This window comes from Isoptericola sp. S6320L, from assembly GCF_023015685.1.
GTDB classification, from domain to species: domain Bacteria; phylum Actinomycetota; class Actinomycetes; order Actinomycetales; family Cellulomonadaceae; genus Isoptericola; species Isoptericola halotolerans_A.
The window spans coordinates 126,800-151,444 of sequence record NZ_JALKAT010000001.1 but is presented as its reverse complement, the minus strand read 5'-3'; the positions used below and the strand labels follow the sequence as shown (position 1 = coordinate 151,444).

At 72.9% G+C, this 24,645-nt stretch carries 26 protein-coding genes; 21 read left to right on the top strand and 5 right to left on the bottom strand.

The annotated features are described in order from the left end of the window. The first annotated feature begins 5 nt into the window (after window positions 1-5). The 8 genes from MWU57_RS00780 to MWU57_RS00745 all read left to right on the top strand — a co-directional run bounded on the left by MWU57_RS00780 (window position 6) and on the right by MWU57_RS00745 (window position 6,056). Window positions 6-1,220: a glycosyltransferase family 4 protein gene (locus MWU57_RS00780; RefSeq protein ID WP_165800037.1), complete on the top strand. Its 1,215-nt coding sequence runs from the start codon at window positions 6-8 to the stop codon at window positions 1,218-1,220. Continuing rightward, complete coding sequence (locus MWU57_RS00775; RefSeq protein ID WP_246906715.1) at window positions 1,217-1,825, top strand: hypothetical protein; 609 nt, start codon at window positions 1,217-1,219, stop codon at window positions 1,823-1,825. Before MWU57_RS00780 ends, MWU57_RS00775 begins: the two co-directional genes overlap by 4 nt. A 92-nt stretch (window positions 1,826-1,917) precedes the next feature. Continuing rightward, window positions 1,918-2,841, top strand: a complete 924-nt coding sequence (gene pdxS / locus MWU57_RS00770) for a pyridoxal 5'-phosphate synthase lyase subunit PdxS (RefSeq protein WP_281495084.1) — start codon at window positions 1,918-1,920, stop codon at window positions 2,839-2,841. After that, a complete protein-coding gene (locus tag MWU57_RS00765) occupies window positions 2,838-3,401 on the top strand; it encodes an NUDIX hydrolase (RefSeq protein WP_106269145.1) in 564 nt (187 codons plus the stop codon). The genes pdxS and MWU57_RS00765 overlap by 4 nt, the downstream gene beginning before the upstream one ends. Window positions 3,402-3,500: 99 nt before the next feature. Next, window positions 3,501-4,031 (top strand): alternate-type signal peptide domain-containing protein, encoded by a 531-nt coding sequence (locus MWU57_RS00760; protein ID WP_106269146.1) that lies wholly within the window; start codon window positions 3,501-3,503, stop codon window positions 4,029-4,031. Window positions 4,032-4,037: 6 nt separating this feature from the next. Then, complete coding sequence (locus MWU57_RS00755) at window positions 4,038-4,568, top strand: signal peptidase I (protein ID WP_246906714.1); 531 nt, start codon at window positions 4,038-4,040, stop codon at window positions 4,566-4,568. Next, window positions 4,565-5,200, top strand: coding sequence for a hypothetical protein (locus tag MWU57_RS00750; protein ID WP_246906712.1), 636 nt, complete (start codon window positions 4,565-4,567; stop codon window positions 5,198-5,200). Before MWU57_RS00755 ends, MWU57_RS00750 begins: the two co-directional genes overlap by 4 nt. Beyond that, window positions 5,193-6,056: a hypothetical protein gene (locus MWU57_RS00745; RefSeq protein ID WP_246906710.1), complete on the top strand. Its 864-nt coding sequence runs from the start codon at window positions 5,193-5,195 to the stop codon at window positions 6,054-6,056. The genes MWU57_RS00750 and MWU57_RS00745 overlap by 8 nt, the downstream gene beginning before the upstream one ends. 64 nt (window positions 6,057-6,120) lie before the next feature. Here the strand turns inward: MWU57_RS00745 and MWU57_RS00740 are convergent, their stop codons facing one another. Beyond that, window positions 6,121-7,014 (bottom strand): CPBP family intramembrane glutamic endopeptidase, encoded by an 894-nt coding sequence (locus MWU57_RS00740; protein ID WP_246906708.1) that lies wholly within the window; start codon window positions 7,012-7,014, stop codon window positions 6,121-6,123. Window positions 7,015-7,289: 275 nt separating this feature from the next. Between MWU57_RS00740 and pdxT the strand changes: the two genes are divergently transcribed. The 12 genes from pdxT (at window position 7,290) to MWU57_RS00680 (ending at window position 19,490) form a co-directional block, all read left to right on the top strand. Further along, window positions 7,290-7,949, top strand: coding sequence for a pyridoxal 5'-phosphate synthase glutaminase subunit PdxT (gene pdxT / locus MWU57_RS00735; protein ID WP_106269156.1), 660 nt, complete (start codon window positions 7,290-7,292; stop codon window positions 7,947-7,949). 39 nt (window positions 7,950-7,988) lie between these two features. Next, window positions 7,989-8,750: a YebC/PmpR family DNA-binding transcriptional regulator gene (locus MWU57_RS00730; protein WP_106269158.1), complete on the top strand. Its 762-nt coding sequence runs from the start codon at window positions 7,989-7,991 to the stop codon at window positions 8,748-8,750. 57 nt (window positions 8,751-8,807) lie between these two features. Continuing rightward, entirely contained in the window at window positions 8,808-9,407 is a 600-nt protein-coding gene (gene ruvC, locus MWU57_RS00725; RefSeq protein WP_106269160.1) for a crossover junction endodeoxyribonuclease RuvC, read from the top strand. After that, window positions 9,404-10,018 (top strand): Holliday junction branch migration protein RuvA, encoded by a 615-nt coding sequence (gene ruvA / locus MWU57_RS00720; protein WP_246906706.1) that lies wholly within the window; start codon window positions 9,404-9,406, stop codon window positions 10,016-10,018. The genes ruvC and ruvA overlap by 4 nt, the downstream gene beginning before the upstream one ends. Further along, complete coding sequence (ruvB, locus tag MWU57_RS00715; RefSeq protein ID WP_243401078.1) at window positions 10,011-11,135, top strand: Holliday junction branch migration DNA helicase RuvB; 1,125 nt, start codon at window positions 10,011-10,013, stop codon at window positions 11,133-11,135. The genes ruvA and ruvB overlap by 8 nt, the downstream gene beginning before the upstream one ends. Before the next feature lie 42 nt (window positions 11,136-11,177). Beyond that, window positions 11,178-11,615, top strand: a complete 438-nt coding sequence (gene yajC / locus MWU57_RS00710; RefSeq protein ID WP_243401077.1) for a preprotein translocase subunit YajC — start codon at window positions 11,178-11,180, stop codon at window positions 11,613-11,615. Between the two features lie 81 nt (window positions 11,616-11,696). Then, on the top strand, window positions 11,697-13,616 hold the full coding sequence (secD, locus tag MWU57_RS00705; RefSeq protein WP_246906704.1) for a protein translocase subunit SecD: 1,920 nt from the start codon (window positions 11,697-11,699) through the stop codon (window positions 13,614-13,616). Beyond that, window positions 13,616-14,710, top strand: coding sequence for a protein translocase subunit SecF (gene secF / locus MWU57_RS00700; RefSeq protein WP_106269164.1), 1,095 nt, complete (start codon window positions 13,616-13,618; stop codon window positions 14,708-14,710). Before secD ends, secF begins: the two co-directional genes overlap by 1 nt. A 10-nt stretch (window positions 14,711-14,720) precedes the next feature. Continuing rightward, window positions 14,721-15,296, top strand: coding sequence for an adenine phosphoribosyltransferase (locus tag MWU57_RS00695; RefSeq protein ID WP_106269166.1), 576 nt, complete (start codon window positions 14,721-14,723; stop codon window positions 15,294-15,296). A gap of 50 nt (window positions 15,297-15,346) precedes the next feature. Beyond that, on the top strand, window positions 15,347-17,689 hold the full coding sequence (locus MWU57_RS00690; protein ID WP_246906702.1) for a bifunctional (p)ppGpp synthetase/guanosine-3',5'-bis(diphosphate) 3'-pyrophosphohydrolase: 2,343 nt from the start codon (window positions 15,347-15,349) through the stop codon (window positions 17,687-17,689). Window positions 17,690-17,730: 41 nt separating this feature from the next. Further along, a complete protein-coding gene (locus MWU57_RS00685) occupies window positions 17,731-18,903 on the top strand; it encodes an ATP-dependent DNA ligase (protein ID WP_246906700.1) in 1,173 nt (390 codons plus the stop codon). A gap of 29 nt (window positions 18,904-18,932) precedes the next feature. Beyond that, window positions 18,933-19,490: a dihydrofolate reductase family protein gene (locus MWU57_RS00680; protein ID WP_246906698.1), complete on the top strand. Its 558-nt coding sequence runs from the start codon at window positions 18,933-18,935 to the stop codon at window positions 19,488-19,490. A gap of 33 nt (window positions 19,491-19,523) precedes the next feature. Here the strand turns inward: MWU57_RS00680 and ligD are convergent, their stop codons facing one another. From ligD to MWU57_RS00660, 4 genes are all read right to left on the bottom strand, one after another. Beyond that, the gene (gene ligD / locus MWU57_RS00675) at window positions 19,524-20,603 is read right to left on the bottom strand and encodes a non-homologous end-joining DNA ligase (RefSeq protein WP_246906696.1); all 1,080 of its coding nucleotides are present in this window, start codon (window positions 20,601-20,603) and stop codon (window positions 19,524-19,526) included. A gap of 9 nt (window positions 20,604-20,612) precedes the next feature. Next, window positions 20,613-21,260, bottom strand: coding sequence for a hypothetical protein (locus MWU57_RS00670; protein WP_246906694.1), 648 nt, complete (start codon window positions 21,258-21,260; stop codon window positions 20,613-20,615). Between the two features lie 121 nt (window positions 21,261-21,381). Further along, the gene (locus MWU57_RS00665; protein WP_246906692.1) at window positions 21,382-22,914 is read right to left on the bottom strand and encodes a DUF349 domain-containing protein; all 1,533 of its coding nucleotides are present in this window, start codon (window positions 22,912-22,914) and stop codon (window positions 21,382-21,384) included. Beyond that, complete coding sequence (locus MWU57_RS00660; RefSeq protein ID WP_246906690.1) at window positions 22,911-23,696, bottom strand: peptidylprolyl isomerase; 786 nt, start codon at window positions 23,694-23,696, stop codon at window positions 22,911-22,913. The genes MWU57_RS00665 and MWU57_RS00660 overlap by 4 nt, the downstream gene beginning before the upstream one ends. Window positions 23,697-23,881: 185 nt before the next feature. Here MWU57_RS00660 and MWU57_RS00655 point away from each other — a divergent pair, with 185 nt between their 5' ends. Continuing rightward, the gene (locus MWU57_RS00655; RefSeq protein WP_246906688.1) at window positions 23,882-24,610 is read left to right on the top strand and encodes an MBL fold metallo-hydrolase; all 729 of its coding nucleotides are present in this window, start codon (window positions 23,882-23,884) and stop codon (window positions 24,608-24,610) included. The last annotated feature ends 35 nt before the right edge of the window (window positions 24,611-24,645 follow it).

Below are 24,645 nucleotides of genomic sequence, written 5' to 3'. Positions count from 1 at the left end.
GACCGCTGCGGGTGGGCATCGTGTGCCCCTACTCCTTCGACGCCCCGGGCGGGGTGCAGTTCCACGTGCGCGACCTCGCCGAGGCGTTGCGTGACGCGGGGCACGAGGTCTCCGTCCTGGCGCCGGCGGACGACGACACCGAGGTGCCCGACGTCGTCACGCCGGCAGGGCGGGCCGTCCCGGTCCGCTACAACGGGTCGGTCGCCCGCCTCGCGTTCGGCCCGCGTGCCGCCGCGCGCGTGCGTCGCTGGATCGACGCCGGCCGGTTCGACGTGCTGCACCTGCACGAACCGATGACCCCGTCGCTGTCGATGCTGGCCCTGTGGGTCGCCGAAGGTCCCGTGGTCGCGACCTTCCACACGTCGCAGGTGCGCTCGCGGGCGCTGCAGGTGGCCCACCCGCTGCTGCGGCAGTCGCTGGAGAAGATCTCCGCCCGCATCGCGGTGTCGGAGGACGCGCGGCGCACGCTGGTGGAGCACCTGGGCGGGGACGCGGTCGTCATCCCCAACGGCGTGTACGTCGACCGCTTCGCGGGCGCGCCCGGCGCGGAACGGTGGCGCGGGACGCCGGAGGCGCCCACCGTGGCGTTCCTCGGCCGCCTCGACGAGCCGCGCAAGGGTCTCCAGGTGCTCGCGGAGGCCGCACCGGCGATCCTCGCCGCCCAGCCCGGTACACGGTTCCTCGTCGCGGGCAAGGGCGACGCCGGACGCGCCGCGGCGGAGGCGGTGCTCGGTGAGCACGGCGCGGCCTTCGAGTGGCTCGGTGGCGTCAGCGACGCGGACAAGGCCGCGCTGCTGCGGTCCGCGGACCTCTACGTCGCCCCGCAGACCGGCGGCGAGAGCTTCGGGATCGTGCTCGTCGAGGCGATGAGCGCCGGGACCGGCGTCGTGGCCAGCGACCTCGGGGCGTTCCGGCGGGTGCTCGACGACGGCACCGCCGGCCGGCTGTTCCGGACCGGGGACCCCGCGGCCCTCGCGGAGGCCGTGGTGGCCGCCCTCGCCGACCCGGCGGACACGCGCGCGCGCCGGGATCGCGCCACGGCGTTCGTCCGGCGGTTCGACTGGGCCACGGTGACGGACCAGGTGCTGGCGGTCTACGAGATGTCGGTCGCCGCCACCGAGGCTCTCGGCGAGGGGACGGTGCGCCAGGACCTCCTGGCCGGGCGCTCGACCTGGTTGCTGGGCCGGCGGCCTCGTGCGGGCCTGGCAGGTGAACGATGAGCTGGTCCGAGGCGGCGCTGCTCGCCGTCGTCGTCCTCGGCCTGGCGCTGTGGTTCGTCTGGGTCTCCGCCTCGCGCCTGGACCGGCTGCACCACAAGGTCGTGGCCTCGCGGCTCGCGCTGCAGGCGCAGCTCGACCGCCGTGTGCGCACGTCCCTGGACCTCGCGGCGTCCGGGCTGCTGGATCCCGCGAGCTCGGTGCTGGTCGCGGACGCGTCCTTCGCGGTGACCGAGACGGCCGAGCGGACGGCCCCTGCCCGCCCGGACGAGCCGTCGTCGTCCGAGGCGTTCGCTCTGACAGGGCTTCCGGCCGACCGGGAGGGCGCCGAGTCCGAGCTGTCCGTGACGCTGCGCTCGGTGCTCGACGACCCCGAGACCGTCGTGGGCCTGCGGGCCTCCGCGCCCGGCGCGGAGCTGGTCGGCGACCTGGGAGCCGCGTGGTACCGCGCGCAGCTCGCCCGACGCTTCCACAACGAGGCCGTCGCCCAGGCGCAGCGGGCGCGCAGGCCGCGCCGGGTGCGCTGGCTGCGGCTGGCCGGGCGGGCGCCGTGGCCCCAGACCGTGGAGCTCGACGACCAGATGCCGGACGGCATCGACCTCTCCTGAGGCGCCCGTAGGATGGGCGGTACGGCGTGGACCACGCCGGCACGCCCCGGCACGGCGCCGGGACGTGCTCGCAAGAACTCTGTGAGGTTGCGTTGACCGAGACCACCGGAACCCCGGCCGGCACGACGGGCGTCGGCGAGGTGGGCACCGCCCGCGTCAAGCGAGGCATGGCCGAGATGCTCCAGGGCGGCGTCATCATGGACGTCGTGACCCCGGAGCAGGCCAAGGTCGCCGAGGACGCCGGAGCGGTCGCGGTCATGGCGCTCGAGCGGGTGCCCGCCGACATCCGCGCCCAGGGCGGCGTCGCCCGGATGAGCGACCCGGACATGATCTCCGGCATCGTGGACGCGGTGTCGATCCCCGTCATGGCGAAGGCCCGCATCGGCCACTTCGTCGAGGCGCAGGTGCTGCAGTCCCTCGGCGTCGACTACGTCGACGAGTCCGAGGTGCTCACCCCGGCCGACTACACCCACCACATCGACAAGTGGGCCTTCACCGTGCCCTTCGTCTGCGGGGCGACCAACCTGGGCGAGGCGCTGCGCCGCATCACCGAGGGTGCGGCGATGATCCGTTCCAAGGGCGAGGCCGGGACCGGTGACGTCTCCAACGCCACCACGCACATGCGCCAGATCCGCCAGCAGGTCCGTCGCCTCGCATCGCTGCCGGAGGACGAGCTGTTCGTCGCCGCCAAGGAGCTGCAGGCGCCGTACGAGCTCGTGGCCGAGGTGGCCCGCACGGGCAAGCTCCCCGTCGTGCTCTTCACCGCGGGCGGCATCGCCACGCCGGCCGACGCCGCGATGATGATGCAGCTCGGTGCCGAGGGCGTCTTCGTCGGCTCCGGGATCTTCAAGTCGGGCGACCCGGCCGCACGCGCCAAGGCGATCGTGCAGGCCACCACGTTCCACGACGACCCCGACGTGATCGCCAAGGTCTCCCGAGGTCTCGGCGAGGCCATGGTGGGCATCAACGTCGAGGAGGAGCCTGAGCCGGTCAGGCTCGCCGAGCGCGGCTGGTGACCTCCGCGGAACCGTCGACGTCGTCCTCGCTGGGTCCCGACTGGGTCCTCGGGGACGACGGCCGGCGGCACCGTCGCGCGGCCCGCGTCATCGTCCTGGACGAGGCGGGCCGCGCGCTGCTCGTGCGGGGGCACGACGCCGACCAGCCCGACCGCAGCTGGTGGTTCACCGTCGGCGGGGGGATCGAGCCGGGCGAGTCGGAGGCGGCCGCCGCGGTGCGCGAGGCGCGCGAGGAGGCCGGCCTCGAGCTCACCGAGGACGACTTGGAGGGCCCCGTGATGACGCGGGCGGGCATCTTCCACTTCTTCGCCGAGACCTGCCACCAGGACGAGGTGTTCTTCGTGGCCCGCGTCTCGGACCACGAGCCGAGCGACGCCGGCTGGACCGCGCAGGAGCGTGACGTGCTCGACGAGATGCGCTGGATGAGCGTCGCCGAGCTGCGCGAGCAACGCGTCGAGGTCTTTCCCACCGCCCTGCCCGACGTGGTGGAGGCGCTCGGGGCCGGGTGGGACGGCGTCGTCCGGCACCTGGGCACCGAGCACGACGACGAGGTCGGCTGACCCTGCGTGGTCCGCGGACATCGTCTACCGTGGCAACCGACAGAGGCTGAACGTACCGACGACGTCGTCGGTACACCCACGGACCGGGGGGCACCGAGGATGAAGCGTTTGACGAAGGCAGCGTTGGCCACGGGCGGCGGGGCCCTGCTCCTGCTCGGCGGGGCGCAGACGCTCGCGTACTGGACGGCTGACGGCACCGCGACCGGGACGGACATGACCGCCGGGACGCTCACGATGTCGGACGGCACGTGCGGCGAGTGGCTGCTCGACGACGGCACGCCCGTCACCGAGGGCATCGTGCCGGGCGACACGCTCAGCACCACGTGCACCCTGGCGGTCGGGGGCACGGGCGACCACCTGGCCCTCGGCGAGATCACGGTGAGCGACCCGGCGTGGGCCGAGGCGAACGCCCTGACCGCCGCGCTCGACGTGTCGCTCGCCGAGGCGACGCTGGGCGGCACCGCGCTCACGCTGCCGCTGGTCGAACCGGTGCCGGTCGCCGCGACGGACGAGCTGGTCGTCTCGGTGGACGCGGTGTTCGACACCACCGCCGGCAACGACACCCAGGGCCTGGTGGCCGCCCTCGAGGACATCACCGTCCAGGTCACCCAGGCGCACGACGTTCCCTGACCGGCAGTGCGCGCCGCTCTCCGTCTCGCCGGACGCGGCCTCGCCGCCGCCGTCGTGGTGGTGGCGGGCGCCGCGCTGGTCCTCGGTGTCCTCGTGCCCCGTCTCGCCGGCGCCACGCCGTACACGGTGATGACCTCGTCGATGGAACCCGCCCTCGGTGTCGGCACGCTCGTGGTCGTGCGGCCGGTCGACCCCGCGACGGTGTCCACCGGCGACGTCATGACGTACCAGCTGCGCTCGGGAGAGCCCGCGGTGGTGACGCACCGGGTCGTCGGGCTGGGCACCACGGCCGGCGGCGACCGGACCTTCGTCACGCGCGGGGACGCGAACGCCGTGGCCGACCCGCGCCCCGTGCGCGAGGTCCAGGTCCGCGGCACGGTCTGGTACACCGTCCCGTGGATCGGCCACGTGTCGAGCCTGGCCTCCGGCCAGCAGCGGCAGGCGGTGGGGACGGTCGTGGCGGTCGGCCTCCTGGCCTATGCCGCTGTGCTCGTCGTCCGCGAGGTGCGGGCACGCAGGACGGAGGCACCGGCATGACGCGAGGTCGCACGACGACGCTGGTGGCCGGGGCGGGCCTCGCTGCTGCCCTGCTGGGCGCCGGCGCCGCGGCCGGGCCGTCCGTCGGCGCGCCCGACGACACCGCGGGGGTGTGGCTCAGCGTCGACGGAGAGTCCTGGGCGCAGGAGCTGAGGACGCCGCTGCTCGATCCCGACCGCCTCTGGGTGCCGGGTGACGTCCGGCGCGCCTCGTTGCTGGTGCGCCACGACGGCGCCGGTCCGGCCCGCGGCACCGTGACCACGTCCGTCCGAGGGCATCCCGCGCTCGCCGAGTCGTTCGACGTCCGGGTGCGCGCCGGCCTGAACACGTGGAACGCCGACGGGTCCGCACCGGTCGTCGTCGGCCAGGACGACGAGCTGCCGGTCGAGCTGGAGATCGCCCTCGAGCCCGGCGCAGGCAACGACACGCAGGGGGCGAGCGTCCGGCTCGACGTCGACGTCGTCCTCGCGGGGGACGCCGTGGCGCACGAGAGCCGGCCCGGGACACCGCTGGATCTGCTGCCCCGCACCGGCGCGGACGCCGGCCCCGTGCTCGTGCTCGCGCTGGCCGCCGTGGCCGCAGGGTTTGCGGCGCGCGCCGCCGGGCGTCACCGGGGGGCCGACGATGGCTGAGCGGACGCAGCCGGCCCACGCGGTCCTGCTGGCGGGACTGGTCGCCGTCGCCCTCGCGCTGACGGGCGGCGGAGCGGCCTGGGCCTGGTGGCAGGCGACGGCCGCGGCGGAGTCGCCCCCCGCGCTGTCCGCCGCCTCCGTGGACGTCCAGGTCGTCGGGCTCGGCGGCGGACTCCCCGGCCCGGGCGGGACGGTCACGCTGCCCGCGCTCAGCCTGACCGGCGCGTTCCCCGGCGGCGGCGACTCCGAGGTCGTCACCGTCCGCAACGCCGGCAGCCGCACGACGACGGTGACCGCCGCGATGTCGCGCACCGGCACGCTGGGTGCGGTGTTCACCACCACCGCGACGTTCGGCGGCACCGACAGCGGCGCGGGCTGCACGGGTGGCAACGGGTCGACGACGACGATCGCCGCCGGCGGGACCGCGACGCTCTGCCTGGCCGTCGGGCTGTCGGCGACCGCGCCGACGGGCACGCAGGGGCAGTCCGGCGGTGTGACGACCACCCTGGCGGCGTCCTTGCCGGGGACCTCGTGGACGGACGAGGGCACCGTGGTCAGCGGCGCGGTGGGAGCGGGGACGGTCCCGGCCACCTCGCTGAGCTGCGGCGCTCTGGGTGTGCTCTCGGTGCGCTTCAACTGGACGTCCGTGCCGGGCGCGACCTCGTACGTGCTGCGCTACGGCACCAACGGATCGCAGTCCGAGACGCTGACGGTGACCACCCGCCGGTTCACCTCGGCACTTTCCGGGGGTACCGCGTGGGTCGTCACACAGCGCAACTTCGGCCAGGTGACGTGGAGCTCAGTGCCCTCGAACACGCGCAGCTACACGGTCGCGGTCGTCTCCCTCTGCGGTTGACGCTGGCGCTCGAGGCCTTCTCGGCGGCCCAGGACGACGCTGTCCGTACGGCCTGTCCGTGCCGCTACCCCCACCGTCCGTGGCCGGACGATCCGAGCGGGCCCGACGGCGTCGTGATCGGCCCCGAGCGCCGGGTACGCAGCCATACCACCACCGCCGCGCCGACGAACACGAGGCTGTTCAGGATCACCAGGCCGGGGCTCACAGGCGCGGAACGGTCGAGCCGCTCCGCGAGGTCGGCGTTCAGTGCGATCCAGAAGACGAACGTCAGCGTGTTCACGACGGCGTGCAGCACGATCGCGATCTCGAGCCCACCGGTGCGCCAGGTGATGAACGCCGTGGTCACGGAGAAGATGACGTAGAACGCGTTCCACATCGGATTCCCCGTGGTGTGGATCACGGAGAAGATCAGGGACGACACGCCGATTCCCAGGATCAGCGACGTCGTCCGACCGCGCCCCCAGCTCGCCGCGACGCGGAAGACCAGGCCGCGCAGGCCGTACTCCTCGCCGGCGGCCTGCAGCGGCACCAGCACGAGGCTCACGACGAGCAGCCAGATCGCGTCGCTCTGCAGCCACTCGGTGGTCCGGTAGGGCGTCATGTGCTCCGCGATCGCCAAGGCGATCAGCAGTGCGGGGCCGATGGCCAGCAGCGCTTTCCCGAAGAGGCCGAAGCGGAAGCGAGAAGCCACCGAGTTCAGCGATGCGCCACGCACTCCGTAGAGCCAGCGTTGGAGGACCATGCTCCACGGCACGAGCAGTGCGGTAGCGATCAGGCTGGCGGTGTGCGCCACCGGGGTGAGGACCCGACCGTCGTCGGCCGGCCCGCCCGACGAGAGGAGCCCGTCGACCCAGCTGCCGAGGTAGTAGAGGGCGGAGATGAAGGCGAACATGCCGCCGACGAGAAGTGCGATGGCAAGGATGCCGCGGCCGATGCGACGGCGCTCTCCTGCCAGCACCCGGTGGTACTCGACCCCGGGTGGAACTGACGCCTGGTGAGGCCCGTGGCCCACGACCTTCTGGTCTTCATGGTTGGTACGCACGCTGTCTTCGTCCTCTTCTGCCGCGATCGGGTGCTGGGTGCTTGCCTGAGCAGTCCAAACCCTGTCGTCGCGGCGGACTCAAGCCCGGGGGCGGTGAGATGGCGCACAGCACCCGCGCGAGGTCAGCCACCGGCGTGAACCCATGGTGGCCGACCGCGCGGCGTCCGATCCCGCGGCCGGTCGTAGGATGGATGGCTGTGAATACTCCGACCATCGGCGTCCTGGCCCTCCAGGGCGACGTCGGTGCGCACCTGACAGCCCTGGCCTCCGTCGGCGCCCGCGCCGTGACCGTGCGGCGACCGGACGAGCTGGCCCTCGTCGACGGGCTCGTGCTCCCCGGCGGGGAGTCGACGACCATCGACAAGCTGCTGCGCATCTTCGAGCTGCGGGACCCGCTGCAGGCACGGATCAAGGAAGGGCTTCCGGTGTACGGCTCGTGCGCCGGGATGATCCTGCTCGCGGACCGGATCCTCGACGGCACGGCCGACCAGCAGACCATCGGCGGGATGGACGTCGTCGTGCGGCGCAACGCGTTCGGCCGGCAGGTCGACTCGTTCGAGACCGACCTCGACGTCGTGGGCGTCTCCGACGGGGCGGTGCGCACCGCGTTCATCCGCGCTCCCTGGATCGAGGAGGCCGGGCGCGACGTCGAGGTGCTGTCGCGTATCCCGGCCGTGGATACTCAGGGCCGTGCCGTCGCGGCCGCCGGTAGGATCGTTGCGGCACGGCAGGGGCCGCTGCTCGCCACCGCGTTCCACCCGGAGATCACGGGGGACACGCGCGTGCACGGGCTGTTCGTCAGCATGGTCGCGGGCGAGCGGAGCAGGTTCCCCGCCACCGTTCGACGCTAGTGAAAGAGCCATCGGAGACGCAGGGAGTCAGGTAGAGGCATGTCAGGTCACTCGAAGTGGGCCACGACCAAGCACAAGAAGGCGGCGATCGACGCCAAGCGGGGCAAGCTCTTCGCGAAGCTGATCAAGAACATCGAGGTCGCGGCCCGCACCGGCGGCGGCGACATGGCGGGCAACCCGACGCTGTTCGACGCCGTCCAGAAGGCGAAGAAGTCTTCGGTCCCGAACGACAACATCGACCGCGCGCTCAAGCGCGGCTCGGGCGAGGGCGCCGACGCCGTCGACTACCAGACGATCATGTACGAGGGCTACGGCAACAACGGCATCGCCGTGCTCGTCGAGTGCCTCACCGACAACAAGAACCGGGCGGCGGCCGAGGTCCGGACCGCGTTCTCCCGCAACGGCGGCAACCTCGCCGACCCCGGGTCGGTGTCGTACCTGTTCTCCCGCAAGGGCCTCGTCGTCGTCCCCAAGGCCGACGGCGTCACCGAGGACGACGTGATGCTCGCCGCGCTGGACGCGGGTGCCGAGGAGGTGACCGACCTCGGGGAGCACATCGAGGTGCTGAGCGAGGCCACCGACCTCGTCGACGTGCGGACGGCGATCGTCGAGGCGGGCATGGAGTACGACTCCGCCGACACCGTCTGGCACCCCTCGATGCAGGTCGAGGTCGACGTGGAGGGCGCCCGCAAGATCATGCGCCTGATCGACGCCCTCGAGGACAGCGACGACGTCCAGAACGTCTACGCGAACTTCGACGCCTCCGACGAGGTCATGGCGGCCCTCGACGCGGACGACTGAGGCCGTCGGGACGTTTCGCTCCCGGGGGTTGTCGGTGCTGCGTGAGACAGTGACGCCGTGCGAGTGCTGGGAGTGGATCCGGGTCTGACCCGTTGCGGCGTCGGGGTGGTGGACTCCCGCCCCGGCCGCCGGGCCGACCTCGTCGGCGTGGGCGTGCTCCGCACCGCCCCGGAGACGAGCACGGACCTGCGGCTTCTCGAGATCGCGCGCGGCCTGGACACCTGGCTGGACGACCACGTGCCCGACGTGGTGGCGGTGGAGCGCGTCTTCGCGCAGAACAACCGCGGCACGGTGATGGGTACCGCGCAGGTCGCCGGCCTGGCGATGGTGGCGGCCGCGCGGCGTGGCGTCCCCGTCGCGCTGCACACCCCGAGCGAGGTCAAGGCCGCGGTCACCGGGTCGGGCCGGGCGGGCAAGGAGCAGGTCCAGCGCATGGTCGCGAATATCCTGCGGCTGCAGAGCCTGCCCCAGCCGGCCGACGCGGCGGACGCGCTCGCGCTGGCGATCACCCATCTCTGGCGTCCGGCCGGTGCCCTCCAGGGCGGCGACCGCCACGAGGTCACGCCGGCGCAACGCGCCTGGGCGGCCGCGGAACGCAGCGCGCAGAAGCCGGCGCGGTACCGTACGGGTGTTCGAGGAAAGGAGGGGGCCCGGTGATCGCATCCCTGGCCGGCACGGTGACGCAGGTGACGCTCGACCGTGCGGTGCTCGACGTGAACGGAGTGGGCTACCTCGTCCACGCCACCCCGGCGACCCTCGCCGGGCTCCGGCTCGGGGAGCCCGCACAGCTGCACACCACGCTCGTGGTCCGCGAGGACTCGATGACCGTCTACGGGTTCGCCGAGGCCGACGAGCGCGAGGTCTTCGAGACCGCCCAGTCCGTCTCGGGGGTCGGCCCGCGCATCGCCCTCGCCATGCTGGCCGTGCTGACGCCCGACGCCCTGCGCCGCGCCATCGCCGGCGAGGACACCGCGGCACTGCGCCGGGTGCCGGGGATCGGCGCCAAGAGCGCCCAGCGCATCGTCCTGGAGCTCACCGGCAAGCTCGGTGCGCCGGGGGCCGACGGCGTCGCGGGTCCGTCGGCGGCAGCGGTCGCGGACGGCCGCGGTCAGGTCGTCGACGCCCTGGCCGGCCTCGGGTGGTCGGTCAAGGTCGCGGAGGACGCGGTGGCCAAGGTGCTGGCGGAGGCGGGGACCGAGACGGTCACCGAGACCGAGGTGCCGGCCACCCTGCGCGCGGCGCTGCGACGTCTGGGGCCACGTGGCTGAGGGCGCCATCGACCCGGCGGAGCTCGGCGGGCGCCTGGTGGGCTCCGGCGCCGACGAGGTCGAGCGTGCGGCCGAGGCGGCTCTGCGGCCCAAGAAGCTCGAGGAGTTCGTCGGTCAGCAGGTGGTCCGCGACCAGCTCTCCCTCGTGCTGCACGCCTCGATCGCCCGGGACGCGGCGCCAGACCACGTGCTGCTCTCCGGCCCGCCCGGGCTCGGGAAGACGACGCTGGCGATGATCATCGCCGCCGAGCTCGGCACCTCGCTGCGGGTCACCAGCGGACCGGCGATCCAGCACGCCGGTGACCTCGCGGCGGTGCTGTCCTCCCTGGAGGAGGGCGAGGTGCTCTTCATCGACGAGATCCACCGCCTCGCCCGGCCCGCCGAGGAGCTGCTGTACGTCGCGATGGAGGACTTCCGCGTCGACGTCGTCGTCGGCAAGGGAGCGGGCGCGAGCGCCATCCCGCTGGCCCTGCCCCCGTTCACCGTGGTCGGTGCCACCACGCGGTCCGGGCTGCTGCCCGCGCCCCTGCGCGACAGGTTCGGCTTCACGGGTCATCTCGACTTCTACGCCGCGGCCGACCTGGAGCGCGTGATCCTGCGGTCGGCGGGACTGCTCGGGGTCGAGGTCCGCCACGAGGCGGCGCACGAGATCGCCGGGCGGTCCCGGGGCACGCCCCGCATCGCCAACCGGCTGCTCCGGCGTGTGCGCGACTGGGCGCAGGTGCGCGGCGACGGCGTGCTCGACCTGCACGCGGCCCGCTCCGCGCTCCAGGTCTACGAGGTCGACCCCATCGGTCTGGACCGGCTGGACCGCGCCGTCCTCGACGCGCTGTGCCGGCGGTTCGGCGGTGGACCCGTCGGCCTGACGACGCTGGCCATGATGGTCGGTGAGGAGCCGGAGACGGTGGAGACCGTCGCCGAGCCGTACCTGGTGCGCGAGGGGCTGGTCGCCCGCACGCCTCGCGGACGGGTCGCGACGGCCGAGGCGTGGGACCACCTGGGCCTCGAGGCGCCACCCGGGACGTGGGCGGCAGGGGCTGCGGCGGTGGAGCCGGGAACCTCCCAGGCGGCGCGCACGTTGTTCGACGAGGCCGAGGGCCGCGACCCGCGGCCCTAGACTGAGCAGAACACCCGACCACCGCCGAAGGACTGACTCCACGTGGACTTCTCGATCATCATCCTCTTCGTCGTGCTGGCGGCGCTCATGTTCTTCATGAGCTCCCGCACGCGCAAGCAGCAGAAGCAGCAGGCAGAGTTCCGTGCTGCGCTCGCACCCGGTCAGGAGGTCATGACGGGTTCCGGGATGGTGGGCACCGTCGTCGAGATCGACGACGAGTCCGACACCGTCACGATCGAGACCACGCCGGGCACCCGGACGCGGTGGCTCCGTGCCGCCGTCGCCAAGCGCACGGACACCGCCGTCGAGGCGGAGGACGCCGAGGAGACCGACACCACGGGCACCTCGGACGATGCGGGTAGCATCGCCTCCGCAGACGGTCACGTCGAGGTTCCCGACGACCTCTCCGGGTTGGACACCGCGCAGCGGGAGCACCTGGAGAACAAGCGCCGGGAGAACGGCGAGACCGAGGACAAGTGACCTCTGCGCCGGCCGGGCTCGCCCGGTCGGCGCCATCACGCGTCGGCCACGGCGGCCGCGCGCACACGGGAAGAGAACCAAGTGGCCAACTCCAGCACGCAGCGATCGCGTCCCGTACGCACGCTCGTGGTCTTCGCGATCCTGTCCATGGTGGTGCCGTTCGCGGCGTTGCTCGCCGGGGTCTACCTCGAGCCCAAGACCGACGAGAACCCCGGGGGCGCCAGCCTGGCCCCGGGCCTTGCCCTCGACCTGCAGGGCGGCACCCAGATCATCCTGACGCCGGTCTCGACCGACGGCTCGGAGATCACGGACGAGTCGATCAACGAGTCGATCAACGTCATCCGCCAGCGGATCGACTCCTCGGGCGTCGCCGAGGCCGAGATCGCGAACCAGGGTGGCGAGAACATCGTCGTCGGGATCCCCGGCGAGGTGGACCAGGCCACGATCGACCTGGTGTCGCAACCCGCGCAGATGCGGTTCCGTCCGGTGCTGACCTACGAGATGGGTCTGCCGGCTGAAGAGGCCCCCGCGGACGAGTCCGCGGAGGAGGGCTCTGAGGAAGGCACCGAGGAGGAGGCCACCGGGGACTCCGGCGACGTCGACGCCCGGATCGCCGAGGAGGCGGCCGAGGTCGAGCCGACGGACCCCTCGGACCTCGCGCAGATCACCCCTGCGGTGCAGGAGAAGTTCGACGCCCTGGACTGCACCGACCCGAACAACCTCGTGGGCGGGGGCGGTGACGACCCCGACCTCGTGCTGGTCACGTGCGCCAACGACGGCAGCATGCTGAAGTACATCCTGGGGCCGATGGAGGTCGACGGGACGCACGTCACCACGGCCAGCTCCGGACTGGTGCCCGGCCCGAACGGCTCCGTCACCAACGAGTGGGGCGTCTTCATCGAGATGGACGCCGAGGGGACCGAGCAGTTCCGCGAGACGACGGAGCGCCTCCAGGGCCTCGAGCCGCCGCGCAACCAGTTCGGCATCGTCCTGGACGGCCTGGTCATCTCCGCGCCGTCGCTGGACCCCGGGGTCATCATCTCCGACGGTCGTCCGCAGATCTCCGGCAACTTCACGCGGGACTCGGCGGCCACGCTGGCCAACCAGCTGAGCTTCGGCTCCTTGCCCATCAACTACGAGGTGCAGAGCCAGGAGACCATCTCGGCCACGCTGGGGTCGGAGCAGCTGCGCAACGGCCTGCTCGCCGGTCTCGTCGGCATGGCGCTGGTCGTCGTGTACTCGCTCTTCCAGTACCGCACGCTCGGCCTGGTGACCGTGGGCTCGCTGCTCGTGGCCGGTGTCATCACGTACCTGTCGATCGCGCTGCTGTCCTGGGGGATGGGCTACCGGCTGTCGCTGGCGGGTGTCGCCGGTCTCATCGTCGCGATCGGCTTCACGGCGGACTCGTTCATCGTGTACTTCGAGCGCATCCGTGACGAGGTGCGGGACGGACGATCGATGCCGATGGCCGTCGAACGCGGCTGGCGCCGCGCGAAGCGCACCGTCCTCGCGGCCAAGTCGGTCACCCTGATCTCGGCGATCGTGCTCTACTTCCTGGCGGTCGGCGGCGTCCAGGGCTTCGCCTTCACGCTGGGCCTGACGACGATCATCGACATCGCCGTGGTCTTCTGGTTCACCCACCCGATGCTGCAGCTGCTGACCAAGGTGCCGTTCTTCCGGGACGGCCACGCCTGGTCGGGTCTCTCCCCGGAGCGGCTCCGGGCCACCGGTCCGCGATACGTCGGTGCCGGGAAGGTGTCGACGCCCGCGCCCGCCGGTGTTCCGGCAGCCGACGAGCCGGCACCCGAACCGGCCCTGGCCGGCGCCCGCGCCGGCGTCGCGCCCACGACCGACGCCTCCGGGCGTCGTCTGACGATCGCGGAGCGCCGCGCCGCCGAGCGCCGGGCCGCCGCCGGACCCGATGACGGGCCACCGGACGACGCCCCAGGCTCGCCACGCACCGACGACGCCGGCTCCGGCGAGAACGAGGAGAACCGCTGATGGCCGGCAGCATGACCTTCGCCCAGTGGGGCAACGACCTGTACACGGGTCGTCGTTCCTACCCGATCATCGCCCAGCGCAAGATCTGGTTCTCGATCGTCGCGGTCCTCGGGCTCGCGTCGATCGTGATCCTCGTCGTCAAGCCGCTCGTGCTCGGGATCGACTTCCGCGGCGGCACCGAGTTCACGGTGAACGAGGTGAGCTCGACCGAGCAGTCCCTGGCCATCGACGCGGTGCACGAGGTCCTGCCCGAGGACGAGCCGCGCGTCGCCGTCGTGGGCGGCAGCGCGGTACGTGTCCAGACCGAGATCGTGGAGGACGCCGAGGCGGCCGCCATCACCGAGGCCCTCGCGCAGGCCTACGAGGTCGACACGGCCGACGTCGACCAGTCGTTCGTCGGCCCGACGTGGGGCGAGGCGGTCTCCGAGCGTGCGCTGTGGGGCGTCGTCGTCTTCGTCCTGCTCGCGGCCGCCTTCATGGCGGTCTACTTCCGGGCCTGGCGGATGTCCGTCGCCGGCATCCTCGCGATGCTGTCCGACCTCCTGATCTCCGCCGGGGTCTACGCCCTGGTCGGCTGGGAGGTCACGCCGTCCACGATCATCGGCTTCCTGACCATCCTCGGCTTCTCGCTGTACGACAAGATGGTCGTGTTCGACAAGGTGCGCGAGAACACCACCGGCGTCCTCGACCAGTCGCGCAACACCTACGCCGAGCGTGCCAACCTGGCGGTGAACCAGACGCTCGTCCGGTCGATCAACACCTCGGTGGTCGCTCTGCTCCCCGTCGCCGGCATCCTCTTCCTGGGTGCTCTCTGGCTGGGCGCCGGGACGCTGCGCGACCTCTCGCTCTCGCTGTTCGTCGGCATCGCCGTGGGCGCCGCGTCGTCGATCTTCCTGGCGACGCCGCTCGACGTGGCGCTGCGCGAGCGTGAGCCCAAGTACCGCGAGCACACCGAACGCGTGCTCGCGGAGCGCCGGGCGCTGGCCGCCGGCGGCGGCCAGGAGGCCGAGCTCGCGGCCGCGGCCGCCGGTCGGTCGCAGCTCATCCCCGGCCACCACCAGGGCAACGCGGCACAGCCGCGGCGCAAGCGGTGACGGGACCACGTTGACCGACGACATCTCGCTGGTCGCCCTGGCCGGGCTGGGCCCGGCCAGGGCTGCCGAGGTCCGTGCGCTGATCCATGACGTGCCGGACTACCCGCACCCGCCCGTGGTCTTCCGGGACATCACCCCGCTGCTCGCGGACGGGCCGGCGCTGGCCGACGTGATCGAGGCCTTCGCCGCCGTCGTCGCCTCGCACGACGGCGTCGACGTCGTGGCAGGCATGGAGGCGCGCGGCTTCCTGCTCGGGGCGCCGCTCGCGACCCGGCTGGGCGTGGGGTTCCTCCCGCTGCGCAAGGCCGGCAAGCTGCCACCGCCGGTCGAGCGGGTCGACTACGAGCTCGAGTACGGCTCCGCGTCCATCGAGCTCCGGTCGGGAACACTCCGGCCCGGCGCGCGTGTTCTCCTGGTGGACGACGTCCTCGCGACGGGAGGCACGGCGCGCGCTGCGGCGGCGCTGGTGGAACGCTGCGGGGGAGTGGTCGCCGGTCTGGCGTTCCTGCTCGAGCTCGCCGGACTGGGCGGACGCGACAGGCTCGCCGGAAGGACGGTCGACACCCTGCTCCGGGCAGGGTCGTAGACTTGCCGTCCCGGACGTCGCCCGCACGACGCTGGTCGAAGGAGGTGCCCGTGAGCGACGAGACGCAGGTCCGACGCAGCACGGACGCGCCCCGGCCGTCCGGCGGGAGCCGCGTACGCAACCGGTTGGTCCGCCTCGGTGTGCGAGGCGCCCCCGCGAACACGCCGGCACTGGAACCGCTGCTGCAGGCTGTCCGCACCAACCACCCCAAGAGCGACCTCGGCGTCCTCGAACGCGCCTACGCGACCGCCGAACGCGCTCACCGGGGCCAGCAGCGCAAGTCCGGCGACCCGTACATCACGCACCCCGTCGCGGTGTCGACGATCCTCGCGGAGCTCGGCTTCGACGGTGCGACGCTCGCGGCCGCGCTGCTGCACGACACGGTCGAGGACACCGAGTACTCGCTCGAGGACCTCACGCGGGACTTCGGCAGCGAGATCGCGATGCTGGTCGACGGCGTCACCAAGCTCGACAAGGTGACCTACGGCGACGCCGCGCAGGCCGAGACCGTGCGCAAGATGGTCGTCGCGATGGCCAAGGACATCCGGGTGCTGGTGATCAAGCTCGCGGACCGCCTGCACAACGCCCGCACCTGGAAGTACGTGTCCGGGTCGTCGGCGTCGCGCAAGGCTCGCGAGACCCTCGAGATCTATGCGCCCCTGGCGCACCGCCTCGGGATGAACACCATCAAGTGGGAGCTGGAGGACCTTTCCTTCCAGACGCTCTACCCGAAGGTGTACGACGAGATCGTGCACCTGGTGGCCGAGCGTGCCCCGGCCCGCGAGGAGTACCTCGGGGTGGTGCGCGAGCAGATCTCCGCGGACCTGCGCGGTGCCAAGATCCGGGCGACGGTGACGGGCCGTCCCAAGCACTACTACTCGATCTACCAGAAGATGATCGTGCGAGGGCACGACTTCGCGGAGATCTACGACCTGGTCGGCACCCGCGTCCTGGTGGACTCGGTCCGCGACTGCTACGCGGCTCTGGGAGCCCTGCACGCGCGATGGAACCCGGTCCCCGGCCGGTTCAAGGACTACATCGCGATGCCGAAGTTCAACATGTACCAGTCGCTGCACACCACGGTGGTGGGGCCGGGCGGCAAGCCGGTCGAGATCCAGATCCGCACGCACGACATGCACCGACGCGCGGAGTACGGCGTCGCGGCCCACTGGAAGTACAAGGAGTCCGCCCGTGCCGCCAAGGGCGGGACCAAGGACCCGCGGGCGAACGACATGGCTTGGCTGCGCCAGCTCGTCGACTGGCAGCGGGAGACGGCGGACCCGGGCGAGTTCCTCGACTCGCTGCGGTACGAGATCGGTGCCGCCGAGGTGTACGTCTTCACCCCGAAGGGCGAGGTCATGGCCCTTCCCGCGGGTGCGACCCCGGTCGACTTCGCGTACTCCGTGCACACCGAGGTGGGGCACCGCACGATGGGTGCCCGGGTCAACGGGCGGCTCGTCCCGCTCGACTCGCCGCTGCAGAACGGCGACGTGGTCGAGGTCCTCACCTCGAAGGCCGACACGGCCGGTCCGTCGCAGGACTGGCTCGCCTTCGTGAAGTCGGGCCGTGCCCGGAACAAGATCCGCCAGTGGTTCACCAAGGAGCGTCGCGAGGAAGCGGTCGAGCGCGGCAAGGACGCGATCACCAAGGCGATGCGCAAGCAGAACCTGCCGATCCAGCGGCTGCTGACCCACGAAACCCTGGTGGGTCTGGCGAACGAGCTGCGGTACGCGGACGTCACGGCGCTCTACGCGGCGGTCGGGGAGAACAACGTCTCCGCGCAGCACGTCGTCGAGTCGCTGGTGAAGTCGCTCGGCGGCGAGGACGGCACGGCGGAGGACACCGCCGAGGTCGCCCGGCCCGGCCAGCCGACCCGGCGGTCCCGCTCGACCGGTGACCCCGGGGTCGCCGTGAAGGGCGTCGACGACATCTGGGTCAAGCTCGCCAAGTGCTGCACGCCGGTGCCCGGCGACGAGATCGTCGGCTTCGTGACGCGGGGAGCCGGCGTCAGCGTCCACCGTGCGGACTGCGCCAACGTCCTCCAGCTGCGCTCCCAGCCCGAGCGGCTCGTCGACGTCGCGTGGACCACCGGTGCGAACACGATGTTCCTCGTCCAGATCCAGGTCGAGGCGCTCGACCGGTCCCGGCTCCTGTCCGACGTGACACGGGTGCTCTCCGACCACCACGTCAACATCCTGTCGGCCACCGTGTCGACGTCGACGGACCGGATCGCCATCTCGCGCTTCGTCTTCGAGATGGCGGAGCCCGCGCACCTGCAGCAGGTCCTGGCCGCGGCGCGCAAGATCGACGGCGTCTTCGACGTCTACCGCATCACCGGCACCAAGGCCGCCGACGTCGGGTCGGACGCCCCGGAGGCTCCGGCCAACGCCTGAATCCCGCGCACCCGACGCGCCCACGGCGTAGGTTCGCCCTCATGGACCTTCCCCTGGACGCACCGATCCGGCCCATGCTCGCTCGCTCGGTCGCGACGGTTCCCGATCAGCCCGACGACGGCGCCTGCTGGGTGTACGAACCCAAGTGGGACGGCTTCCGCGCCATCGTCTACCGCGACGGCGACGAGGTCCGCATCGACTCGCGCGGGGCGAAGCCCATGGACCGCTACTTCCCCGAGGTCGTCGAGGCCGTGCGCGCCGAGCTGCCGCCGCGCTGCGTCGTCGACGGAGAGATCGTCGTGGCTCGCCCTCCCGGCGGTCATGACGGCGTCGCTCGGCTGGACTTCGACACGCTCAGCCAGCGCATCCATCCGGCGGAGTCGCGGGTGCGTCTGCTCGCCGAGTCGGTGCCCGCGAGCATGGTGGTGTTCGACCTGCTCGCCGTGGGCGACGAGGACCTGTCGACGTCGCCGCTGTCAGAGCGCCTCGCGCGGCTGGACGCGCTGGGGCTGGGCGGCCCGCAGGTGCATGCCACGCCTCGGACGACGGACGCCGAGACCGCTCGAGGATGGCTGGAGACGTTCGAGGGCGCCGGGCTGGACGGTGTCGTCGCCAAGCGGGACGACGGCGCGTACGAGCCGAACAAGCGTGGCTGGCTCAAGATCAAGCACGCCCGGACCGCGGACGTCGTGCTGGCCGGGCTGCGTGAGCACAAGACGTCGACGCCGGGGCGGCCGCTCGTGGGATCGCTGCTCCTCGGGCTGTACGGGGACCACCCCGAGGGTGGCGGGCACGGCCCCACGCTGCAGTTCGTGGGGGTGGCAGCGTCCTTCTCGGCCGCTCGCCGTGCCGCGCTGTACGACGAGCTCGCGCCGCTGCGCGTCGAGCCGGGGACGCCGGAGGCTGCGGAGCACCCGTGGGCGGACTGGCAGGACCCTGCCGTCTCGGAAGGCGGTGCGGGCCTGCGGCGGCCGGGCGCGCAGTCGCGGTGGAGCGCGGGCAAGGACCTGTCCTTCACCCCGCTGCGGGTCGAGCGTGTCCTGGAGGTCGGCTACGACCACATGGAGGGCACCCGGTTCCGCCACACCGCACAGTTCAAGCGCTGGCGGCCCGACCGCGACCCCGCCAGCTGCACGTACGACCAGCTCGCCGAACCGGTGGGCTACGACCTGGCCGGTCTGCTGCCGGGTGCTCCGGGCACCACGGCGCGATGAGTCTCGGGGGCCGAGGCGGTCGCTAGAGCATGGGAACACTGAGATTCGGGATGATCTCCTGCTCGCTCGACGGCTTCGTCAACGACGGGGACGGAGAGATCGGGTGGACGGCGCCCAGCGATGACAGGCACCAGTTCATCAACGGTCGCGTGCGTGACGTCAGCGTCTTCGTGATGGGCCGGCGCATGTACGAGACGCTGCGGGTGTGGGAGGACTGGCCGCCCGGCCGGCCGGTCGAGGACGAGTTCGCCGCGCTGTGGGCTCGGGCGGACAAGATCGTCTGTTCGGACGGGCTCGCTCCGGTGGACGCACCGCGCACCACGGTCGAGCGGCGGCTCACCCTGGACCGACTGGACGAGATCGTGGCGCGGACCGACGGCGTGGTGGAGATCTCCGGTCCGACGACCGCTGCCGATGCGCTCCGGGCCGGCCGCGTCGACGAGATCGACCTCTTCGTCCTGCCCCGGGTGGTCGGCGAGGGCCGGCGGGCGTTGCCGCAGGGTATGCGCGCCACGCTGGAGCTGAGGGAGAGCCGAACCTTCATCGACGGAGCGGTGTACCTGTCGTACGGGCGCCCCGGTGCCTGAGCACGCAGGTCCCTGCGGCCGCGGACGGCGCGGTCACTCGGCGGTGCGCTGCCGGTCCTTGGCGCGGCTCGGCTGGACCCGCTTCGGCTCGCCCGGCATCTTCGGGTACTCGGGCGGGTAGGGCAGGTCGCCGAGCCCGTGCTCCTCCTCGTCCCGCCGCGCGAGCGCCAGGGCGGCGTCGAGCGAGCAGTCGAGCGTCGGGTCCCGGTCGGCGCGCAGCGGGGCGAACAGGTCGCCACGCTCGGCGAGCCGCGCGGGGACCGTCGCGACGGTGAAGTCGTCGGGGTGGACGTCGCCGACCTCGTCCCACTCGAGCGGGGTCGAGACGGTGGCCCGCGGGTTGGGGCGGATCGAGTAGGCGGAGGCGATCGTCCGGTCGCGGGCCATCTGGTTGTAGTCGACGAAGATCTTCTGGCCGCGTTCTTCCTTCCACCACCGGGTGGTGACCTGGTCGGGCAGGCGCCGTTCCAGCTCTCGCCCGATCGCGATGGTCGCGCGACGGGCCTGGACGAACGACCACTCGGGGGCGAGGGGCACGAACACGTGGATGCCACGGCCCCCGGACGTCTTCGGGTAGCCGACGAGGCCGAGCTCGTCGAGGAGCTCACGCAGGTGCGGCGCCACGGCGGCGGCGTCGTCGAAGGTGGTTCCGGTCTGCGGGTCGAGGTCGATGCGCAGCTGGTCGACGGCCTCGACGTCGTCCCGCCGCACGGGCCACGGGTGGAAGGTGAGTGTTCCCATCTGTGCGGCCCACACCACGACGGCCAGCTCGTGCGGGGCCACCTCGTCGGCGGTGCGTCCGCTGGGGAACGCGATGCGAGCGGTCTCCAGCCAGGGCGGTGCGCCCTTCGGGACGCGCTTCTGGTAGAAGGCGTCGCCGTGGCTGTCCGACCGGGTCGCCATGACGGCGCCCTCGAAGTATCCCTTCGGCCACCGCTCGAGCGTGGTGGGCCGGTGCAGCAGCGCACCCAGGATCCCGTCACCGACGCTGATGAAGTACTCGGCGACGTCCAGCTTGGTCAGTCCTGCCTCGGCGAAGACGACACGGTCCGGGCTGGAGATGCGGACGGAGCGTCCGCCGGCGTCGAGCTCGACGGCGTTCGAGGAGGCCATGAGGTCACGCTACGCCGGGCCGTCGGGGAGCGCTGCCTCAGCCCCGACCTCAGCATCTGCCCGAGCGAGGGCGGCCTCGACCGCGTCCAGGTGCTCGCGTGCGCGGGGTCGGCCGACGGCGCGGGTGCGGCGCTCCAGCGAGCGGCGGGCCGCGGACGGCTCGGCTCCCGCATGACGCACGAGCGCCAGCACGGCCGGGACCGGGTCGGGGTCGTGCAGCACCAGCTCCACCACCGTGCGGTCCGGTGCCGTCACGGGCACCCTCGCCAGGTGGATCGTGTCGCCGTGCAGCAACGGGCCCTGCCACAGCCGGGCGCCGAGGGGACGGTCCGGCTGGTGACGTCCGGCCGGGTAGACGAGGTCGAGGCTCTGGGCGTCGTCGTACCCGGCGTGGACCCAGGCGGCGGTCCGCCCGGTCACGACGGCACCGGTCGGGACCTCGTCCGCCAGCAACCCTGCCCGTGTCGCCGGGTCGACCGAGACGTCGGCCGGACAGGCCGCGTCACCGCGCACGACACGCAGCAACCCGTCACGCACGAGGGTCTGCCACGCGACGGTGCCCCCGAGGTCGTCCGGCCGCAGGACGTCGCGCGTCGCACGGACGGGTGTGAGCAGCGCGCGCAGCGGGCGGCCTGCGTGGGTGGTGAGCGTGGGCACGGGGCCTCCCAGGAACGACGACGGCGGGGGACGCGGGTGCGAACGTAGCGCACCGCGTCCCCCGTCTGCCGTGCCGGAGCGCACCGCTGTGGACGACGGCGTCCACCACGGTGTGGAGCCGTCAGCCCCGCGAGTCCTCGGCCGCCTGGACGACCTGCTCGAGCCAGGAGCGACGTGCCGCGATCGCCGTCTCGAGCTCCTCGGCGGCACGTCGGTCGCCCGACTCCCGGGCTGCGGCGAGCTCGGCCTCGAGACCGGCGATCGCGTCCTCGAGCTGGGCCGCCGCACCCTCGGCGCGCGCCTGCGTCTCGGGGTTGGTCCGCTTCCAGCGCGCGTCGTCGGCCTCCCGCACGGCGCTCTCGACGGCACGCAGCCGGCCCTCCACCCGCTGGATGTCGCCGCGCGGCACCTTCCCGGCATCCTCCCAACGGTCCTGGATGTCGCGCAGGGCGGCCTTGGCGGACGCCAGGTCGGTGACCGGCAGGAGCGCCTCCGCCTCGACCAGCAGCTGCTCCTTGACCTTCAGGTTCTCGCCGTACTCGGCGTCGATGGCGGCGTTCGCCTCGTCCCGGGCGCCGAAGAAGGTGTCCTGCGCCGCGCGGAACCTCGCCCAGAGGGCGTCGTCGTCCTTGCGGTTGGCGCGTCCGGCCGCCTTCCACTGCGTCATGAGGTCGCGGTAGGCGCCTGCCGTCGCCCCCCAGTCGGTCGAGTGCTGCAGCGCCTCCGCCTCGGCCGCCAGGCGCTCCTTCGTGGCCTTCGCGGCGGTGTTGCGCTGCTCGAGCTCGGCGAAGAAGTGCCGGCGCTCGCGGTCGAAGGCGGTGCGCGCGTGGCTGAACCGCTTCCACAGCGTCTCCTCCGTGGGCCGGTCGATGCGCGGACCGTGCCGCTGCGCGTCCTTCCACTGGTCCAGCAGCCCGCGCAGCTCCTCGCCCGCGGGACGCCACTGCATCTTCGCCGGGTCGGTGCCCGCGATCTTCTCGGCGGCCTCGACGATGGCGGTCCTGGCCTCGACCGCGCGGTCCTTGGCCGCCGCGCGTTCGGCATCGAGCTGCTTGCGGCGTTCGGCGGCACGGTCCCGCAGCCCTGCCACGCGGTCCCGCAGCGCGTCCAGGTCGCCGACGGCGGCTGGTTCGGCCGTCTCCTCGGCGAGCTTCGACAAGGTCTGGTCGATCTCGCGCACGGACAGGTCGGCGCTGTCGAGGCGGGTGTCGAACAGCGCGACCTTGGCCACGAGGTCGAGGTACCGGCGCACGTAGAGGCTCAACGCCTCGTCGGCGGCGACCCCGGGGTACTGGCCGACGCTGCGCTCGCCCGTCGCCTCGCGCACGTACACGGTGCCGTCGTCGTCGACCCGGCCGAAGTTCCCGGCGGCCGCCTCCTCGGCGGCGTCGTGGACGACGGGCGCCACGGGGGCGACCGGTGTGGTGGGTGCCGCGGCCGGGACGGCGGACGGCTTGGGGCGGCGCAGCGCAGACGGCTTGGGCGCGCCGGGCTTGGGCGCACCGGGCTTGGGCGGTGCGGGCTGCGGAGCGGGGGCCGCGCTGGCCTCGTCGTCGCCCGCCGGGGCTTCGCTGGGAGGAGTCTCGGCCTGCGCCTGCTCGGCAGGATCCTCGACGTGGTCGGGTCCGTTCGAGCCGGGGATGCTCTCGCTCACTGGGTCTCAACTCCTTCGATGATGACGGGGCTCGTCGGGGAGCCGTCCGCGGCTCCGTCGGTCGTGCCCGCGTCAGCGACTGCCTGGACAACGTCCAGGCCGGACGTCACGGTGCCGAACACCGTGTACCCGCCGGCGGCGTCGGACGGGATGGTGGAATCCTCGTAGACGAGGAAGAACTGTGAGCCCATGGACTCCGCGTCGCCGCCGCGGCGTGCCATCGCCAGCGTGCCCGCCGGGTAGACGTCGTCGGCGGGGGCGTTCTCGACCGGACCGTAGGAGTAGCCCGGCCCGCCGGTGCCGCTGGCCGTCGGGTCGCCGCACTGCAGCACGTGGATCCCCTGGGTGACCAGGCGGTGGCACGCGGTGGCGTCGAAGTATCCCTGCTCGGCCAGCGACACGAAGCTCGCGACCGCCTGGGGGGCGCGCTCACCGTCGAGCTCGAGCGCGACGGTCTCCGTGGTCCCGTCGACGCACAGGTCGAGCGAGGCCTCCCAGGCGCGGCCCTCGGCGGCATCCGGGTCGGGCAGCGTGCCGCCGTCGCGCGCGTCGGTCGAGACGGCCGGGCACGCGGTGCCCGTCGGGGCGTCGGCTGCGGTGTCGCCGGCCTGCGAACCGGACATCCCCGCGACGACCGCCCCGCCGGCGACCAGGGCGAAGACGGCGAGGATCGCGACGACCACGCCGATCCGACGACGGCGCTCTCGCTTCTCGCGCTGCCGTTCCTCCCACTTCGCCTGACGCTTCCGGGCGTACTCGCGCTCGCGCTTGCTGGGCGCCACCGTGGCTCGTCCCCTCTCGATCCGTGCGCGCACGCGGAACTGTGCGCGTGCGACAGTCTAGGGCTCGCGGCGCTGGTCAACCGCCCGAGCACCGTTGCGCGGGGCCGACGCGGGGCCGACGCGGGGCCGACGGGGAGCCCCGGGCTCCTGCGCGCGGCCGTACGCAGGGCGGCTACGGTACCGCCATGGACGTGCACGTGGTCGTCGCCCCTGTCTTCGGGACCAACTGCTGTGTGGTGGTCGCCGACGTGGAGCGCCCCGACGGCCGGCGTGACTGCGTCGTGGTCGACGCGGGCGCCGGTACCGCCGCCGGGGTGGCCCAGGTCGTGGACACGCACGGCCTCGTCCCGCGGGCGGTGCTCGCCACGCACGGCCACGTGGACCACACCTGGGACGCGGCCGACGTCTGCGGCACGTACGGCGTCCCGCTCAGGCTCCACGCGGCCGACGTCTACCGGGTGAGCGACCCGTTCGGGACGATCGGCCTCGGCGGGCACCTCGACGCCCCGGCGACGGCCGTCAGCGACGCGCTGGTCCAGGCCCTGACGGACTTCGGCCGCACGCCCCGTGACTACCGTGCGCCCTTCGCGGTCGAGGATTTCGAAGGGCCCGTCGCCGACCTGGTGGCCGGCGACGTGCGGCTGCGCGCGGTGCACGCGCCCGGGCACACCGAGGGGTCGACCCTCTACCTCGTCCCGGGAGCGACGGGTCCGGGCGTGGTGCTCAGCGGCGACGTGCTCTTCGCCGGAGGCGTCGGGCGCACCGACCTTCCCGGGGCGGACGTCGACGCGATGCTCGCCACGCTGCGCGACGTGGTCGGGGCCCTCGAGCCGGAGCTGGGCGTCGTGCCGGGCCACGGGCCGACGACGACGGTGCGTCACGAGCTCGCGACCAACCCGTTCCTCGGCGGCTGAGACGACGGGCGGGCGGTGTCCGCGGCCGGCGCCCG